This window comes from Myxococcus sp. AS-1-15, assembly GCF_020037055.1.
In the GTDB taxonomy this organism is placed as follows: Bacteria; Myxococcota; Myxococcia; order Myxococcales; family Myxococcaceae; genus Myxococcus; species Myxococcus fulvus.
In genome coordinates, this window is the sequence record NZ_JAIQDF010000001.1 from 1,124,943 (window position 1) to 1,141,639 (window position 16,697).

Below are 16,697 nucleotides of genomic sequence, written 5' to 3' on the forward strand. Positions count from 1 at the left end.
CCGTGGCGAAAAAGTCCTTCACGTTGATGGTGATCCCGGACCACGACGCGCCGGTGAAGCGGTACACCATCCAGCGCTCGTTCCTCATGCAGGTGGGGATGGGGCTGATGTTGGTCGTGGGACTGGGCGCGGGCGCGAGCATCCACTACTTCCAGGTCGCCGCGGATGCCTCGGAGAACCGCATCCTCCGGGATGAGAACCTGACGTTGCGCTCGCAGCTCAAGTCGGTGCGTGAGCGCATCGAGCACATCGGTTCGACGCTGGACCGGGTGGAGCGTTTCGACCAGAAGCTGCGCGCGATGACGCTGCTGTCGGACCCGCAGCGCAACCTGGCGATGGGGCCCACGGAGCCGGAAGCGCGGGTGCCGACGACGGACACCCAGTTCACCCAGCTGACGACGACGGAGACGCCCAAGCTGCTGATGGGGCGGCTGGACAAGCTGAGCGCGGAGGCCACCCGGCAGGAGCAGAGCCTCCAGGAACTGCAGGCGTACTTCCAGGACCAGAAGTCGCTGCTCGCCTCCACGCCGTCGGTGTGGCCGGCGCGCGGTTGGGTGACGAGTGACTTCGGTCAGCGCGTGGACCCGTACACGGCCGACCGGGTGATGCACTCGGGCCTGGACATCGCGGCCCCGCACGGCAAGGAAGTGTACGCGCCGTCGGACGGCACGGTGGTGTTCGCGGGCCTGGAGGGTGGCTACGGCAACGTCATCGTCGTGGACCATGGCTACGGCATCAAGACGCGCTACGGCCACCTGGCGAAGATGCTGGTGAAGGCCGGTGACCGGGTGAAGCGCGGCGCGCTCATCGCCGCGGTCGGCAACACGGGCCGCTCCACCGGACCGCACCTGCACTACGAGGTCCGCGTCAATGGCATCCCGCAGAACCCGCGCAAGTTCATCCTCGAGGAGTAGCCCGAGGCGCGCAGGGCCCCGGGCGGCTTGTTCGGGGCAGGTGGTTTGGGAGCACGTGACACGCGCGGGACGCCGGACCCTGGCAGGTCTGCCCCGGTGACAGGTGCTCCGAAGCGCGGTCCTCGGAAGGCGGGCTTACGAGAGTCCCCATGAGACCGCGAAGCCCGGTGGAGGCACCGGGCCGCTCCTTCCTCCAGATTCGACTCGGAGCCCGTGTGCCGGATGGGAATGCGGCGCCAGAAGCGACGCGTCCGTCCCGTGAGCGGCAGGTGGCCTCTCTGGGGATGGACGCGTCCAGACGAGTTCGACTCCGAGGCCGTGCTCCCGATGTGCGGCGTGGCGCCGCAGCGACGCGTCCCTCCCGTCAGAGGAACGTCGCCTGCCCGGGGATGGAGGCGTCCAGGCGCAGCCGGCGACGCTGGAGCCCCTCGGCCCTGCCGCTGCGCTGCATGACGTGCGCGCGCTCCAGCTCGGCCCAGATGAGGGGCCCGAGCACCTGCCAGTGAGAGGGCGCGTCCACCGTCACCTCCAGCAGGCTCACCGTCCACTCCGGCACCTCGGAGTCGGGCGTACCTTCGGGCAGCACGCGACGTACGTCCTGGACCAGTCGCTCGTGGGTGGGGCCCGCGAGGTCCTCCTTCACGGTGAGCTGCGAGGTGGGGACGAGGAGCGCCGCGAAGGCATCCGGGTGCAGGCGAATCACCTTTGCGCCCGGGTACTGCGCACCGAGCGACTCCACGGTGGCGCGCAGGATCGCGTCGCCGACGCCGAAGCCGAAGCGCGCGTTGTGCGAAATCATGCCCTTCACGTCGGCGATGACGGCCCCCACGCGCCAGCCGTCGTGGTGGGCGTGGGTGGACAGGTCGTACTCCTCCTTCAGGAGGCTGCCCTGGGTGAGGGCGGGCACCTGGAGCGCGCCCGTCTTCGCGTCCGGATGGCCGCGCCGGGCCTGCTCGGCCTGGAGCAGGGCCTCGACGGCGGCCTGCACGGGGGCCTGGGGCGAGCGGGTCAGCACCCAGGGATACAAGGCGATGAGGGCGGTGGCGGTGGCGTCGTCGAGCGGATAGGGCATCTCAGGCGCTTCTCTAGCGCGTCGCGCGCCCTCGCGCAGGCGCTTCCCGCTCGACTGTCAGCGAAGGCGGTGGGCCGTCACCGTGACCTCGTCCCGGTCATGGTAGAGCTGGCGGACGGTGAGGCCCTCCCAGCCGCCCTCCTCGACGAGCGTGTGCCGCACGCGCACGAGGACCGGGTTCTTGTCCTTCATGGGCAGCTTGATGTTGGCCACCAGATGGCTCGCCCAGCCCCGGCGCCCCCACTTGGCGAGCAGCTGCGCCACCTCCAGCGGGCGCCAGGCCATGTCGCAGAAGAGCCAGTCGGCGGGCTCCTCGGGCGCGTAGGCGAAGGCGCTCTCCTGCACGTGCTTCACCCGGCCATGGGACGCCAGCTCAGGCATCAGCTTCGCGGGGTCCACCGCCACCACCCGCGCGCCCCGGGACACCAGTCGCTGCGTCCACCCACCTGGCGCCGCGCCCAGGTCCACGCAGACGTCGCCGCGCCCGGGCTCGAAGGCCAGCCCGTCCAGCGCCTCCTCCAGCTTCATGGCCGCCCGGGAGGGGGACTCGACCTCGCGGCGCATGCGCCGGCGTCCACCCGGGGCCAGCGACAAGGCCTCCCGCGCGAAGACGCTGCCCACCACCGTCACACCATCCGGGGCGACGCAGAGCGAGACGAGCCGCGCGCCCGCCTCCTTCGCCCGGGCCCCATCCTCGAGCAGCCGCTCCGAGGGGAGCCGCGCCTTCACCGCCGCCTCCAGCGCCTCCGCCGTCGTCGCCAGGGGATTGCCCCGAGGGCTGTCGGGCGTGAAGGACTGGAGAAGCCACGGCCCCGTCCCAGGCAGGGCGCCGATGGACCGGGCCGCCGCCTCCGCCAGGACCTCGGGCGCGCCAGGGGGCAGGGAGGCGACCACCTGGTAGCCCGCCCGCGCGAAGGCCGGAGGAGGGCTCGGGCTCCGCTCGCTCTCCACCAGGGCATCTCCGAGCAGCCGGGGCGCCGCTCCCGCCCAGGCGAGCTCCTCGAAGAGGTGCGACTCGAAGCCCGCCCGGCACGTCCACAGCCAGCGCCCGGCCACCGGCGGCTGCGTCTGTGCGGGCATGGAGGGAATCCGCGCCCTCGGTGGGGCGGGGGGCGGCGTGGGGCGCGCTGGGGCGGCCTGGGCCTTCTGGGGGGAGGGCTTCCTGGAGGGCGGAGGGCCGGGGCGGCGCGCGGGGGGCTTGGAGGAAGCGCCCCGGACAGGCCGGCGGCGGGGATTTCGTGAAGGGGACATTGCGTGGGCTCGGTTCCGCTTTACTCTGAACCGATGCGCGCTGGGCAACCGGCCGAGAGGAAGTTTACGGAGGCGCGCGTGGTTTCCCACCAGCCCTCCCTTACATCTCCAGGGATTTCCCTTCACTCGCCGCCGTCCTTCGAGGATTCTCCGGCCGCGAGAGAGTCAACGAATGATCGAATGGACGCTGAAGAAGCTCATCGGGACCAAGAATGAGCGCGAGCTCAAGAAGGCCCGCGAGAAGGTCATCCGCATCAACGAGCTGGAAAGCCGGATGCGGGCCCTCAAGGACGAGGACTTTCCTGCCGAGACGGCTCGGCTGAAGCAGGAGATCCAGAACGGACGGCCGCTCGACAGCATGCTGTTCGAGGCCTTCGCGCTCATCCGCGAGGGCTCGCGCCGGGTCATCGGCCAGCGCCACTACGACGTGCAGCTCATCGGCGGCATGTTCCTCCACGAGGGGTGCATCGCGGAGATGCGCACCGGTGAAGGCAAGACGCTGACGGCCACGCTGCCCAGCTACCTCAACGCCCTGTCCGGGCGCGGGGTGCACGTGGTGACGGTGAACGACTACCTCGCCCGCCGCGACGCGGAGTGGATGGGGCGGGTCTACAAGTTCATGGGCATGACGACCGGCTGCGTGCTCCACGAGCTGTCCGACAAGCAGCGCCAGGAGGCGTACCGCTCGGACATCACGTACGGGCAGAACAACGAGTTCGGCTTCGACTACCTGCGCGACAACATGAAGTTCCGCTTGCAGGACTACGTCCAGCGCGAGCTGAACTACGCCATCGTCGACGAGGTGGACTCCATCCTCATCGACGAGGCCCGCACGCCGCTCATCATCTCCGGTCCCACCGAGGACAGCACGGACAAGTACTACCGGGTGGACCAGGTCATCCCCGGCCTCGTCCCGGACCAGGACTTCACCCTGGACGAGAAGCACCGCTCCGTGTCGCTGACGGACGACGGCATCGACAAGCTCCAGAAGCGCCTGGGCGTCTCCAACCTGTACGACCCGGGGGAGATTGAGACGCTCCACCACGTCGAGCAGGGCCTGCGCGCGCACACGCTCTACAAGCGCGACAAGGACTACGTGGTGAAGGACGGCGAGGTCGTCATCGTCGACGAGTTCACCGGCCGCCAGATGCCGGGCCGCCGCTGGTCCGACGGCCTCCACCAGGCGATCGAGGCCAAGGAGGGCGTGAAGATCGAGAACGAGAACCAGACGCTGGCGACCGTCTCGTTCCAGAACTACTTCCGCATGTACTCCAAGCTGTCCGGCATGACGGGCACCGCGGACACGGAGGCGGAGGAGTTCGCGAAGATCTACAGCCTGGACGTGCGCGTCATCCCCACCAACCGCGCCAACATCCGCAAGGACCAGCAGGACGTGGTCTACAAGACGGAGCGCGAGAAGTTCGAGGCGGTGGCCGCGCAGATTGAAGAGCTGCACAAGGTGGGGCAGCCGGTGCTGGTGGGCACGGTCTCCATCGCGAAGAGCGAGGTGGTGTCCAACTTCCTGAAGAAGCGGGGCGTCCCCCACAACGTGCTCAACGCCAAGCAGCACCAGCGCGAGGCGGACATCGTCGCGCAGGCGGGTCGCAAGGGCGCGGTCACCATCTCCACCAACATGGCCGGCCGCGGCACGGACATCCTCCTGGGCGGCAACGCGGAGGTGCTGGCGAAGGCGGCCGTGGGCCCCCCGCCGGAGGCCCCTCCGCCCGTGGCCCCGCAGGCCCCCGTCGAGGGCGCGGTCGCCCAGCCGGACCCGCAGGCCGCGTATCAGCAGGCCCTGGCCGAGTGGGAGCAGAAGCTCGCCGACACCCAGGCGAAGCTGGAGGCGGAGACCAAGAAGGAGCGCGAGGAGGTGATGGCGGCCGGCGGCCTGTTCATCATCGGCACCGAGCGTCACGAGTCGCGCCGCGTGGACAACCAGCTGCGTGGCCGCGCCGGTCGTCAGGGTGACCCGGGTGGCAGCCGGTTCTTCCTCTCCCTCGAGGATGACCTGATGCGCATCTTCGGCTCCGAGCGCATCCAGGGGCTGATGGAGCGGCTGGGCATGGAGGAGGGCGAGGTCATCGAGCACATCTGGCTCACCCGCGCCATCGAGGGGGCCCAGAAGCGCGTCGAGGGACACAACTTCGACATCCGCAAGAACCTGCTCGAGTACGACGACGTGATGAACCAGCAGCGGCGCACCATCTACAAGCTGCGTCGTCAGGTGCTGGCCGCGGGCGCGGGCCTGCCGCTCGTCGAGTTCACCGAGGACCCCAAGACGCGGGTGAAGAGCCGCTCCGAGCGGATGGTGAGCTGGGCGGACTTCAAGGAGATGGTGCTGGACGCGGTGGAGGACGTCATCGTCTCCACGGTGGACACGTACGCGCCGACGAAGAGCTCGGACGGGTGGGACCTGGACTCCCTCACCAGGACGGTGAAGGAGACGTTCGACCTGGACATGAACTTCGACAACGTCGGCAACCGCGACGAGCTCCAGGACCACATCTACCGGGCGGCGGAGAAGGTCTTCCGCCAGCGCGACGAGGAGTTCGGCGAGAACTTCCTGCGCTTCCTCCAGTACAACTACCTGGCGACCATCGACCGGCTCTGGAAGGAGCATCTGCTGGGCATGGACCACCTGCGCCAGGGCATCGGCCTGCGTGGGTACGGCCAGAAGGACCCGAAGCAGGAGTACAAGCGCGAGGGCTACCAGGGCTTCATCCAGACCCTGGCCTCCATCAAGGCGCAGTTCGTCTCCCAGCTCATGCGCGTGCAGCCGCGCTCGGCCACCAGCGCCGAGGAAGAGGCCGTCCGCATCCAGCGGCAGCTGGCCCAGCAGCAGCGCAAGGCGGTGGAGGGGCGCGGCACGGCGGAGGGCAAGCTGGACGAGGCCTCCGTCGCCCAGGCGGCCCGTCCTCCGGCGGCCCAGCAGGGCCCCCGCGTGGGCCGCAATGATCCCTGCCCCTGCGGCAGCGGCCGCAAGTACAAGAAGTGCCACGGCGCGGCGGAGGCCAACGTCTAGGCCGCCTGTCGCTCCCACGGTGTCCCACGCGCCGGCGCGGCGCCGCCCCGAGGTCCGGGCGGTGGTCCGCGCCGGTGGTGTTTCAGGGACACGGAGGGCGCCTGGAGGGCAGGGGAGGGGGCTTTCCGCCTGCTTCCCGGCACGGACGGTGAGGCGAAGCTTGCGCCGCCCGGAAGGGTTCTGTTAAGGACGCCCCGCCTCGTAGTCTGGGGTGGGGGTATCTACCCCGAGTCGTACCCACTTCACACACGCCCGTGCCGGTCGCCGGTGCAACCGTGGGTGAGCCCCTCCGAAAAGGAGCGGCCCCTCTCGGATGTCACGGCCGGAGCTTCGCATCGGGTGTGGCGGATGAACCGGAGAAACAACATGTCGATCGACACGCAGGAAACGCAGAACCAGCAGCAGGCCATGGCCGCCGCCGGCGGCATCACGATGCGGCAGCTCCTGGAGGCCGGCGTCCACTTCGGCCACCAGACCAAGCGCTGGAACCCGAAGATGAAGCCGTACATCTTCGGTGCCCGCAACGGCATCTACATCATCGACCTCCAGAAGACCGTCACCATGGCCCGCTCGGCCTTCCGCTTCGTGGCGGACGTGACGGCCCGCGGTGGCTCGGTGCTCTTCGTCGGCACCAAGAAGCAGGCGCAGGACGTCATCCGCGAGGAGGCCTCGCGCGCCGGTCAGTTCTTCGTCACCAGCCGCTGGCTGGGTGGCACGCTGACCAACTTCAAGACCATCAAGCAGGGCATCGACCGGCTCAAGACGCTGGAGAAGATGGCCGAGGACGGCACCTTCGAGCGCCTGCCCAAGAAGGAAGTCGCCTCGCTGGAGCGCGAGCGCGAGAAGCTCGAGAAGAACCTGGGCGGCGTGAAGGAGATGTCCAAGCTGCCCCGCTGCGTCTTCATCATCGACCCGAAGAAGGAGCACATCGCCATCCACGAGGCGACCCGCCTGGGCATCCCCGTGATTGGCCTGGTCGACACGAACTGCGATCCGGACGGCATCGACTTCGTGATTCCCGGCAACGACGACGCCATCCGCTCCATCAAGCTCTTCACGTCGAAGATCGCCGAGGCCTGCATCGAGGGCGCGGCCCGCTACCGTGCCTCGGGCGCGGCGGAGCGCGACGAGCAGGAGGAGCGCGAGGGCCGTGACGACCGCCGTGAGCGTGATGACCGCCGTGGCCCGCGCCGCAATGACCGCGGCGGCGACCGCCGTGGTGGCGACCGTGACCGTGGCGGCGAGCGCCGTGGCCCCCTCGTCGAGATGAAGGGCGCGCCGGCCGTCGCCGAGCAGCCCGCGACCGAGGGCGGCGAGGCCGCGGGCGAGACGGCGGCGGAGTAATCCCCCCGTTTCACTCCAGTGTCTTCGTGGCGGCCGGGTGGCGGAGCAGAACGCCTGTCACCCGGCCGTCCGTGTTTCCCGTCGTACGCCGTACCCCTTGAACATCAATGCTCCGCCCGGCGCATGGCGCCCACGTGGTGGCGGAGGCAGGAGAAGAACATGGCCGAAGTGACCGCCCAGATGGTGAAGGACCTCCGCGAGCGGACCGGCGCGGGCCTGATGGACTGCAAGAAGGCGCTGGCCGAGTCCGGCGGCGACTTCACGAAGGCCGAGGAGTGGCTGCGCAAGAAGGGCATCTCCCGCGCCGCCGGCAAGGAAGGCCGCGTCGCCGCCGAAGGTCTGGTGGGCACCTACGTGCACGGCGGTCGCATCGGCGTGCTGGTGGAGGTCAACTGTGAGACCGACTTCGTCGCGCGCAACCCGGACTTCCAGGACCTGGTGAAGGAGGTGGCCATGCAGATCGCCGCCGCCAACCCCAAGTTCGTCCGCCGCGAGGAAGTGCCCTCCGAGAACCTCGAGAAGGAGCGCGAGATCGAGCGCGAGCTGCTCAAGCAGCAGGGCAAGCCCGAGGCGATGCTCGAGAAGATCCTCGTCGGGAAGATGGAGAAGTACTACACGCAGGTCTGCCTCGTGGACCAGCTGTGGGTGAAGGACGACAAGAAGAAGGTCGGCGAGATGATCACCGAGCGCGCCGCGAAGATTGGCGAGAAGGTCTCCGTGCGCCGCTTCGTCCGCTTCGAGGTGGGTGAGGGCATCGAGAAGAAGAAGGACGACCTCGCCGCCGAAGTGGCCAAGACGCTGGGCCAGGGCTGATTCCCCAGGGCCTCGCTCGGAGGTCCTCCTGGTTGGCCCCGAGGGCCGCGACCCTTCCGACTCCCTGCTGGGGAGCCGGGGGACGCGGCCCTCCTCTTTTCGGGCCCCGGGAGGGCTTCCCAGGGCCCTTGGGGCGTTGGCCGTGGACGGTGTGGCCGCCTTGTCCGACTCGGGCGTTGATATGCCGCAATCCGGGGGATAGAAGCGGACGCGCATGTCCTCCGACACGACCCAACCGCTCCGATACAAGCGCATTCTCCTCAAGCTCTCGGGCGAGGCCCTGATGGGAGAGGGGAAGTACGGCATCCACCCACCCACACTCAGCGCCATCGCCGATGAGGTCATCGAGCTGGCGCAAGCGGGCGTGGAGGTGGCCCTGGTGATTGGCGGAGGCAACATCTTCCGCGGCGTCGCCGGGGCGACGGAGGGCATGGACCGGGCCAGCGCGGACTACATGGGCATGCTGGCCACGTGCATCAACTCCATGGCCATGCAGGACGCGCTGGAGAAGAAGGGCCTGCACACGCGCGTGCTGTCCGCCATCAAGATGGAGCAGATCGCCGAGCCCTACATCCGCCGGCGCGCGGTGCGCCACCTGGAGAAGGGCCGCGTGGTGATTTTCGCCGCGGGCACGGGCAACCCGTACTTCACCACGGACACGGCCGCGTCGCTGCGCGCCATGGAAATCAACGCCCAGGTCATCCTCAAGGCGACCAAGGTGGACGGCATCTACAGCGCGGACCCGAAGAAGGACCCCACCGCGCGCCGCTACCGCTCGCTGACGTACATGGATGTGTTGAAGCAGAACCTCAATGTGATGGACTCCACGGCCATCTCGCTGTGCATGGACAACAAGCTGCCCATCATCGTCTTCGACCTCACCGTGCCGGGGAACATCCGCCGCGCGGTGCTGGGCGGCGGTGAGATTGGTACCGTCGTGGGCGGCAGTGAGACGGTCTGGGCCTGACGTCACGCACTCATCCCGATTCCAGAGTTCAAGGAGAACACGCAAATGAGCGACGACCTCGTCAAAGAGCTGAAGGAGCGCATCAACAAGACGCTCGAGGACCTCAAGCGCGAGCTGACCAAGGTGCGCACCGGGCGCGCCAACATCGCCATCCTCGACAACGTCCGCGTGGACTACTACGGCACGCCCACGCCCCTGTCCGGCGTGGCCAGCGTCAACGCCCCGGAGCCCCGGCTCATCACCATCAAGCCGTGGGAGAAGAGCGTCCTGAAGGACATCGAGAAGGCCCTGCGTGAGGCCAACCTCGGCATCAACCCCATGAACGACGGGGAGATGATCCGCCTGCCCTTCCCGCCGCTCACCGAGGAGCGCCGCAAGGAGATCGCCAAGCAGGTGAAGACCAAGGGTGAGGACCACAAGGTCGCCATCCGCAACATCCGCCGCGACACGAACGAAGTCCTCAAGACGCAGCTGAAGGACAAGAAGATCACCGAGGACGACCAGAAGCGAATCACGGAGAAGGTCCAGAAGGAGACCGACGACGGCGTCAAGCAGGTCGACTCCATCGTCCAGGCGAAGGAGAAGGAGGTCATGTCGGTCTGATGGCCTTCGTGCTCCTGGCCGAGCCCGCCGCTCCGGTGGCGGGTGTGTTGCGCCGGTACCTCGAGGGCGCCGGCCACGAGGTGGCGTGGGTGGCCAGCGTCGACGAGGCGCTGCGCGCCGCCCGGGAGCGTCCGCCCTCCGTGCTCCTGGCCTCCGGCACGGGAGCGCTGGACGGCGAGGCGCTGTGCCGGGGCGTGCGCGCCCAGGGCCTCACGGCGCCCGTGCTGCTCATGTACCCGCCGGACGAGGAGCACGCCGACGAGCGCGCCCTGCAGTCGGGCGCGGACGGCAGCCTGGTGGGCCCCCTCAAGCGCGCCACGGTGCTGACGTGCGTGTCGCTGCTCGTGCAGCGCGAAGAGGCCCGGCGCGCGCCGCAGGCCGCTGCGACGCCCGTGACTCCGGCGCCGGTGGAGCCTCCAGCGCCGCGCGCGCCGCAGGCCCCCGTGGGGGCGACGTCCGCGGACTTCGAGTTCCTCAAGCGGCTGATGTTCATGGAGGTGAAGCGCAGCCGCCGCTACCGCTACCCCATCGCCCTGCTGATGGTGGAGCTGGACCGCTTCCAGGAGCGGGCCTCATCGCTGGCGCCGGCCGCGCGCAAGGGCGCCCTGGCGGAGACGCTGGGCCTGCTGGTGGCGGGGGTGCGCGACATCGACGTGGCGGTGCCCTTCGCGGACAGCCGCTTCGTCGTCTTCCTGCCGCACACACCCCGTTCGGGAGCCCGGGTGGTGGCCGAGCGCCTGCGCGAGAAGCTCAAGGGCGTCACCTCGCTGCCCGCGGGCACGGCCTCGGTGGGTGTCTCCGTGTCGGAGCCTCCGGCGGGGAAGGGCGCGGGGCCGGGCGCTCCCGTCCAGCAGATCAGCTTCGGCGGGATGCTGAAGGACGCGGGAGACGCGCTGCGACGCGCGCAGGCGGCGGGAGGCGACTGGGTGGAGGTGGCCAGCGACGCCAGCCGGAATCAGGACGGGTAGACGAAGTCCACGTCGCTGATGTGGTGCACCACGTCGGCGACGAAGCGGAACAGCTCCAGGCCCCGGCCCTTGTCGTCCTGCCAGGTGCCCGTGGCGTCGTCATAGCTGAAGTGGATGCCCTGGCCCTGACCCGCCACCCAGATCTGCTTCACAGCGCGCTGGGTGTTGACGATGCACTTCTCCCGGGAGCGGGCCGTCAGGGTGAGCATGTCACCGGTGCTCTCGGCTTCCAGGACGTCCGGGTCGATGGCATCCGCCGCGGCGAGCATCCGCTTGAACACGGCGGCGACGAGCTGGTTGTAGCGTGCTTCGTCCATCATGGCCGACCGGGGGCCCTCACTGGATGACGTCGAGGACCGGGTGGCCGGGGGCCGCGTAGAACAGGAGCTTGTACTGCGCGTTCTCACCCTCGGCACGCTCCAGGGCGATGACAGTGCCCGGGTTGACGGGCTTGGGGAACGACTGCATCCCGAGCAGGTGAGCGGCCAGCGCGCCCATGGTCGGCTGGTGGCCGACGAGGACCAGGTTCTCGCCCTCGTGCTCCTTGATGAGCGAGTCCACCGTGCCCACGGGCATGTCCGGCAGCAGGCTCTTGTGCACCTGCAGCAGCCCCTCGTACTTCATCGCCATGGAGAGGATCTGCGCCGTCTGCACCGTGCGAACCAGCGAGCTGGTCAGGATGAGGCTGATGGGCCCCATGCGCTCGGACAACGATGCGAAGTGTGCCGCCGTGTTCGCTCGCGCCTTCGCCGTGAGCCAGCGTGCTTCATCGCCGAGACCCTCGGGGATCTCCGCGTCCGCATCGCCGTGCCTAACCAGGAAAATCCTCAAAGTCCCTCCACCGGAGCAACCGGACCGCGGTTCGTACACGACCGCCGCCGGGTTGGTCAAAGGTAATGCGGCGATTGTTCAGTGGCCTGAACAACCTTCAACGTGACAGACAAGAGGGGGCCGCCCTCCTCCGCACGCGTCCGCGCAGCATACACGCGGAGGCTGACGAGCCGTCTCTTCAGGGAAGGAGTCCGGATGCGCAAGGCGCTGTGGGTCCTGGCGGGGGCGCTGGCCCTCTCGGGATGTAAGAAGGATGGGGCCGCGGGTAGTGAGGCACCCGGGGTGGAGGATGCGGGCGCCGCCGGGCTGGACGCCCTGGAGGCGGCCGAGGTCGGCGCGGCCTATGTCGTGACGCCCGAGAAGCTGACGGCCTACGTGGCCTACCAGCGGCGGATGCTGGAGGTGTACGGCTCGCAGGTGAAGGGGCTGCAGGGGCTGGGGGTGCTGGTGGACGCGGGCACGCCGGAGGCGATGGCGGAGGTGCGCGCGGGCCTCAAGGTGGTGGAGGCCAAGGCCAAGGCGGAGGCGGAGGCCCGGGCGTCCGCGGGGCTGAGCGTGGCGGACATCAACGGGCTGGCCCAGGTGGTGACGGCCGTCATCGGTCAGCGGCAGCTGGGGCGCACGCTCCAGTACGAGGACGAGCTGCGCAAGCTGGAGGAGCTCCAGCAGAAGCTGCCGCCGGAGCAGCGCGAGGAGCTGGCCGCGCAGGTGGCCTCCATGCGCCGCCAGGTGGAGTCCTTCCAGAAGCTCACCGACGTGCGCCGCGAGTACGGCGACGCCAACGTGGACGTGGTGCTCACGCGCGAGGACGAGCTGATGAAGAACTACCAGGAGATGCTGCGCGTCTTCACCGGCACACGACGGTGAAGACGCGCGAGGCCCCTCACACGCGCTTGAGGTGCGGGGCCTTCTTGAGCAGCTGCGCCAGGTACAGGTCGGCGACCTTCTCCATCACCGTGTTGCCGCGCAGCCGCTGGTTCAGGTTGACGAAGTCGACCTGGTCCAGGCGCTGGTCCTGGTTGTAGCAGGAGAAGACCCACGTCTCCTTGCCGGTGCGCGGGTCCACGTGCCGCTGGAGGCACTGGGCGCAGATCTCCTTCATCATGCACTGCATCGGCGAGTTGATGGAGCCGATGGCCTCGTGGTCCGGCTTCAGGTACGGCTGGAGCACGCCGTGCCGGGCCTCGGCGACCGCGCGCATCATCCGGTCCGAGCCGATGGCGATGATGCGGTCCACCTCCGAGAGCGGGATGAGCGAGGGCGCGGCGAGCTTGCCCTCGGCGTAGGCCAGCATGGCCTGCACCACGTTGCCTCGGAAGGCCGAGTCCTGCGGGCGCCGGGGTTCGATCGTCTCCCCGGTGTCCACCGACCACACAATCTGGTCCGTGCCCGCCTCGATTTCGTCCTGCTTGAAGGAGTCCGACTTGAGCCGGTAGCCGGCGAAGTAGACGACGCGGCAGCCCGCGGCCTTGAGCGAGCGGGCGATGGAGAAGAGCACCGCGTTGCCCAGGCCGCCGCCCACGAGCACCACCGTCTCGTTGTGGCCAATCTCCGTGGGCGCGCCCGTGGGGCCCATCAGCACCACGCTCTCGCCCGGGGTGAGCGCGGAGCACAGGCGCGAGGACGAGCCCATCTCCAGCACGATGGTGCCCATCAGCCCCTTCTCCTTGTCCACCCACGCGCCGGTGAGGGCCAGGCCCTCCATGGTGAGGCGCATGCCGTCCACCACGGGCGCGTTCCGCTCGAAGTTCTGGAGCCGGTAGAACTGGCCGGGCTGGAAGTGGCTGGCCGCGTAGGGCGCCTTCACCACCACCTCCACGATGGTCGGGGTAAGGCGCTTGACGGCGACGATGGTGGCGTTGAACGCGGCGTCCAGCTTCGCGAAGTGCGCGGCGCGCTGCTCGTCACGGCGGGCCTGGGCCACCTCGTCGTCGAAGTCGAGCGCGGCCACCTCCTTCGCGTACAGGCGGGCCACCTCACCGTAGCCGTCCTTCGCGCTGGCCATGGCCTTCACCACGTTGCCCGCGTAGGTGGGGTGGTTGTCGCCGTAGAAGGAGATGAAGTGGCCGTCCTTCGCGTATGACGTGAAGAAGCCCACCCTGGCGTCCAGGTCCTCGCTGGCCTCCACGCGCTCGAGCGTGAAGCCGTCCGCCGTCTCCACCAGGGCGTGGCCCTGGAAGTAGTCGCCGCCCTCGTCGAGCTGGAAGGTGCCCGGGTACTCGCGCTCGTAGGTGACGTTGGGCGAGGTGCCGGCGGCCACGCACACCGTGCGCGCGGGCAGCTCGAAGAACTGGCCGCTGCCCTTGAGCTTGCCGTCGACGGTCACCATGCGCTCGAAGCGCAGCGCGCGCACCGCGCCCGTCGCGTCCGGAATGGCCTCCACGGGGCTCATCCGCTCGATGAAGCGGATGCCCTCCTCCAGCGCCTTCGTCACCTCCTCGTGGTTGAGGCGGTAGGCGGGGGACTCGGTGAGGCTGCGGCGGTAGGCCAGGCTGACGCCGCCCCAGGCGCGCACCAGCTTGATGAAGTCGGGCGTGCCGCCCTCGGCCTTCGCGCGCTCACGCTCGGCGCGCACCGCGCGGCCGTGCTCCAGGAAGGTCTGGTAGGTGGCGCGCTCCTCGGCGTCCAGCCGCGCGAAGACGGCCTCCTCGCCCAGCTCCGCGGCGAGCTTCTCGTGGCGCGCGAGCGCCTTCTCCACCTGCACCGGGTAGTACGCCATCAGCTCCGTGGCGGTGTCGATGCCGGTGAGGCCGCCGCCGATGACGATGGCGGGCAGCTGCACCTGGAGGTTGGCCAGCGAGTCCTTCTTGAAGGCGCCGGTGAGCTGCAGCGCCATGAGGAAGTCGCTCGCCTTGCGGATGCCTCGGATGAGGTTGTTCTTCATCCCGATGATGGTGGGGCGCCCGGCGCCGGCGGCGATGGCGACGTGGTCGAAGCCCAGCTCCCACGCGTCCTCGATGGTGAGCGTGCCACCGAAGCGCACGCCGCCGTGGATGCGGAAGCCCTCGCGCCGGGCCAGCGTCAGGTGGATGAGCGTGAGGAAGTTCTTGTCCCAGCGCACGGTGATTCCGTACTCGGACACGCCGCCGAAGCCCTCGAGCACGCGCTCGTCCAGCTCGCGCGTCAGCGAGCGCCAGTCGCGGATGGGCGTGAGCGCGTGGCCGTTGCGGCCCACCAGCTCGTCGGAGAACGGTTCGATCTTGAGGCCGTCCACGCCCGTGACGCCGAAGCCCTCGTTGAGCAGGTAGTGCGACAGCGTGTAGCCGGCGGGGCCCAGGCCCACGACCATGACGTTGCGGCCCACGTAGGGCAGCGCGTACGGCCGGCGCACGTTGAGCGGGTTCCAGCGCGTGAGCAGGCCGTAGATTTCAAAGCCCCACGGGAGGTCCAGCACGTCCGTCAGCGCGGCCGTCTCCGCCAGGGGGATGTTCACCGGCTCCTGCTTCTGGAAGATGCAGGCCTTCATGCAGTCGTTGCAGATGCGGTGGCCGGTGCCCGGGCACATCGGGTTGTCCAGCGTCACCATGGCCAGCGCCGCCAGCGAGTTGCCCTCGCGCTTGAGCAGGTGGGCCTCGGAGATGCGCTCGTCCAGGGGGCAGCCCGTGAGGGGGATGCCCAGGGGGTTCTTCTTGTAGCTGTGACCCTCGGCGACCTTGTCCTTGGCGGGGAAGCCCGTGGAGCAGGAGTCCTTCTGGCGCTCGTGGCAGAGCACGCAGTAGTCCACCTCGTTCATCACGTCGCGCTGGGTGCCCCGGCGGTCGGTGAGCTTGAAGCCGTCGCGGTGGCGCAGGTGGTGCTCCAGGCCCTCGGTGGCCTCGGGCAGCTCGGCGTCCGGACGCTGCAGATGCACCAGCTGGTCGAACACCAGCGGCTTGGGCACGCGGTGGGTGGGCCACGCGTGGAACTGGTCCTTGGTCTCCGGGTGCAGCGCGCGCGCGTACGTCCAGCGGTCCGCCAGCGACAGCAGGGCGCGCACGGCCTGCAGCTCCGCGGCGTCATCGCCCTGGGTGACCAGGCTGGAGCCGAACGCCTCGCGGCCCTCCGGGGTCGCCACGAGCGCTGCGCGCAGGGCCGTCCAGCGCTCGCGCAGGGCAGGGGCCTTCTCCTGCTGCTCGGCGGGGAGGTTGCCGGAGAACAGGCGCTCGAGCTCCATCAGGCTGAGGACGGACTCGGCGAGCCCGCGCTCGAAGTCGCCGGTGGAGAGCGCCTCCGGGAAGCCCAGCTGGAGCATCCGCCGCATGCGGCCGTCCAGCGAGGGGAACTCGGCCAGCGTCGGGCGGTCCGGGGCGCCCTTCTTGAAGACGCGGCGGGTGATGAACTCGCGCTTGAAGTCGAAGAGGGGCAGCTCCCCCTTGAGGTGGCCCATCAGCCTGTCGAGCTCGGACTCGACGCGGAAGAGCCGGGCGACGAAGCGCGACATGTGGCGGGCCACGCGCACCAGCAGGTCGGACTCGGCGGGGCCGGTGAGGCTCTTGCCCTGGGACTTGCGATAGGCGTCGAACGCCTGGAACAGCTCCGGCTCGTCCTCGGCGAGCCGTGCGTCGAAGCTCTGGGCCAGCCGGCGCAGGCCGCGCGGGCGGTAGAGGTCCTCGAAGGTGAAGCCCGGCAGGCCCAGTTGGAGGGAGGGGCCAGGGTCATTGGGCAGGTCGGTCAGGGCGCGCATATCACTGAAGGTGTAGGAGGAACCCGGAGCAACGGCTCGCGTGCGGGGCCTATTTCGCGGTGAGCCGCCCGGAAAGCAAGCGGCCTCGCGACGCCGCGTGAAACCGGGCGATGGGAGCAAGTGGCTTCCCTGGGGTTGTAACGCGAAGGGCGGACATCAGCCGCCCTCCATCTGCTGGCCTCCGGGACAGGTCGGGGCCGTCGGCAGGATGCGCCAGGGCCCGCGCGGCCCGCACCGGGACGCTCGTGG

General features: G+C 69.4%; 13 protein-coding genes. 8 read left to right on the forward strand and 5 right to left on the reverse strand.

All coding sequences use genetic code 11. The features are described 5' to 3' along the window. Positions 1–2: 2 nt before the first annotated feature. Positions 3–914 carry a M23 family metallopeptidase gene (locus K8625_RS04630; protein ID WP_141322888.1) on the forward strand — a complete coding sequence of 304 codons (912 nt, stop codon included), beginning with the start codon at positions 3–5 and terminating at the stop codon, positions 912–914. Between the two features lie 364 nt (positions 915–1,278). Here K8625_RS04630 and K8625_RS04635 read toward each other — a convergent pair whose 3' ends face one another. Both K8625_RS04635 and rlmM read right to left on the reverse strand, forming a co-directional pair. Further along, positions 1,279–1,986: a GGDEF domain-containing protein gene (locus tag K8625_RS04635; protein WP_223781943.1), complete on the reverse strand. Its 708-nt coding sequence runs from the start codon at positions 1,984–1,986 to the stop codon at positions 1,279–1,281. A 57-nt stretch (positions 1,987–2,043) separates the two neighbouring features. After that, positions 2,044–3,066 (reverse strand): 23S rRNA (cytidine(2498)-2'-O)-methyltransferase RlmM, encoded by a 1,023-nt coding sequence (rlmM, locus tag K8625_RS04640; protein WP_223781944.1) that lies wholly within the window; start codon positions 3,064–3,066, stop codon positions 2,044–2,046. A gap of 343 nt (positions 3,067–3,409) precedes the next feature. Here rlmM and secA point away from each other — a divergent pair, with 343 nt between their 5' ends. From secA to K8625_RS04670, 6 genes are all read left to right on the forward strand, one after another. After that, positions 3,410–6,259, forward strand: coding sequence for a preprotein translocase subunit SecA (gene secA, locus K8625_RS04645; RefSeq protein WP_223745360.1), 2,850 nt, complete (start codon positions 3,410–3,412; stop codon positions 6,257–6,259). Between the two features lie 366 nt (positions 6,260–6,625). Beyond that, a complete protein-coding gene (rpsB, locus tag K8625_RS04650; protein ID WP_370640295.1) occupies positions 6,626–7,603 on the forward strand; it encodes a 30S ribosomal protein S2 in 978 nt (325 codons plus the stop codon). Positions 7,604–7,762: 159 nt separating this feature from the next. After that, positions 7,763–8,416 (forward strand): translation elongation factor Ts, encoded by a 654-nt coding sequence (gene tsf, locus K8625_RS04655; RefSeq protein WP_223745361.1) that lies wholly within the window; start codon positions 7,763–7,765, stop codon positions 8,414–8,416. Positions 8,417–8,630: 214 nt separating this feature from the next. Then, complete coding sequence (gene pyrH / locus K8625_RS04660; protein ID WP_223745362.1) at positions 8,631–9,383, forward strand: UMP kinase; 753 nt, start codon at positions 8,631–8,633, stop codon at positions 9,381–9,383. Positions 9,384–9,428: 45 nt separating this feature from the next. After that, positions 9,429–9,986 carry a ribosome recycling factor gene (frr, locus tag K8625_RS04665; protein ID WP_141328206.1) on the forward strand — a complete coding sequence of 186 codons (558 nt, stop codon included), beginning with the start codon at positions 9,429–9,431 and terminating at the stop codon, positions 9,984–9,986. Next, complete coding sequence (locus K8625_RS04670) at positions 9,986–10,954, forward strand: diguanylate cyclase (RefSeq protein WP_223781945.1); 969 nt, start codon at positions 9,986–9,988, stop codon at positions 10,952–10,954. Before frr ends, K8625_RS04670 begins: the two co-directional genes overlap by 1 nt. Here the strand turns inward: K8625_RS04670 and cyaY are convergent. Together cyaY and K8625_RS04680 are read right to left on the reverse strand one after the other, a co-directional pair. After that, complete coding sequence (gene cyaY, locus K8625_RS04675; RefSeq protein WP_223781946.1) at positions 10,942–11,274, reverse strand: iron donor protein CyaY; 333 nt, start codon at positions 11,272–11,274, stop codon at positions 10,942–10,944. The two genes, K8625_RS04670 and cyaY, sit on opposite strands and share 13 nt — an antisense overlap. A gap of 16 nt (positions 11,275–11,290) precedes the next feature. Beyond that, positions 11,291–11,785 carry a histidine phosphatase family protein gene (locus K8625_RS04680; RefSeq protein ID WP_141328200.1) on the reverse strand — a complete coding sequence of 165 codons (495 nt, stop codon included), beginning with the start codon at positions 11,783–11,785 and terminating at the stop codon, positions 11,291–11,293. Between the two features lie 195 nt (positions 11,786–11,980). Between K8625_RS04680 and K8625_RS04685 the strand changes: the two genes are divergently transcribed. Further along, positions 11,981–12,652, forward strand: a complete 672-nt coding sequence (locus K8625_RS04685) for a hypothetical protein (RefSeq protein WP_223781947.1) — start codon at positions 11,981–11,983, stop codon at positions 12,650–12,652. A 16-nt stretch (positions 12,653–12,668) separates the two neighbouring features. On the opposite strand, the gene K8625_RS04690 is transcribed toward K8625_RS04685, so the two are convergent. Then, positions 12,669–16,448, reverse strand: coding sequence for an FAD-dependent oxidoreductase (locus K8625_RS04690; protein ID WP_223781948.1), 3,780 nt, complete (start codon positions 16,446–16,448; stop codon positions 12,669–12,671). Between the last annotated feature and the right edge of the window lie 249 nt (positions 16,449–16,697).

What these genes read in the sequence shown, in the direction of transcription:
- frr (WP_141328206.1), top strand. Translation starts at nt 9,429, where the DNA reads ATGAGCGACGACCTCGTCAAAGAGCTGAAGGAGCGCATCAACAAGACG.
- secA (WP_223745360.1), top strand. Translation starts at nt 3,410, where the DNA reads ATGATCGAATGGACGCTGAAGAAGCTCATCGGGACCAAGAATGAGCGC.
- tsf (WP_223745361.1), top strand. Translation starts at nt 7,763, where the DNA reads ATGGCCGAAGTGACCGCCCAGATGGTGAAGGACCTCCGCGAGCGGACC.
- K8625_RS04690 (WP_223781948.1), bottom strand. Translation starts at nt 16,448, where the DNA reads ATGCGCGCCCTGACCGACCTGCCCAATGACCCTGGCCCCTCCCTCCAA.
- K8625_RS04670 (WP_223781945.1), top strand. Translation starts at nt 9,986, where the DNA reads ATGGCCTTCGTGCTCCTGGCCGAGCCCGCCGCTCCGGTGGCGGGTGTG.
- rpsB (WP_370640295.1), top strand. Translation starts at nt 6,626, where the DNA reads ATGTCGATCGACACGCAGGAAACGCAGAACCAGCAGCAGGCCATGGCC.
- K8625_RS04635 (WP_223781943.1), bottom strand. Translation starts at nt 1,986, where the DNA reads ATGCCCTATCCGCTCGACGACGCCACCGCCACCGCCCTCATCGCCTTG.
- rlmM (WP_223781944.1), bottom strand. Translation starts at nt 3,066, where the DNA reads ATGCCCGCACAGACGCAGCCGCCGGTGGCCGGGCGCTGGCTGTGGACG.
- K8625_RS04685 (WP_223781947.1), top strand. Translation starts at nt 11,981, where the DNA reads ATGCGCAAGGCGCTGTGGGTCCTGGCGGGGGCGCTGGCCCTCTCGGGA.
- cyaY (WP_223781946.1), bottom strand. Translation starts at nt 11,274, where the DNA reads ATGATGGACGAAGCACGCTACAACCAGCTCGTCGCCGCCGTGTTCAAG.
- pyrH (WP_223745362.1), top strand. Translation starts at nt 8,631, where the DNA reads ATGTCCTCCGACACGACCCAACCGCTCCGATACAAGCGCATTCTCCTC.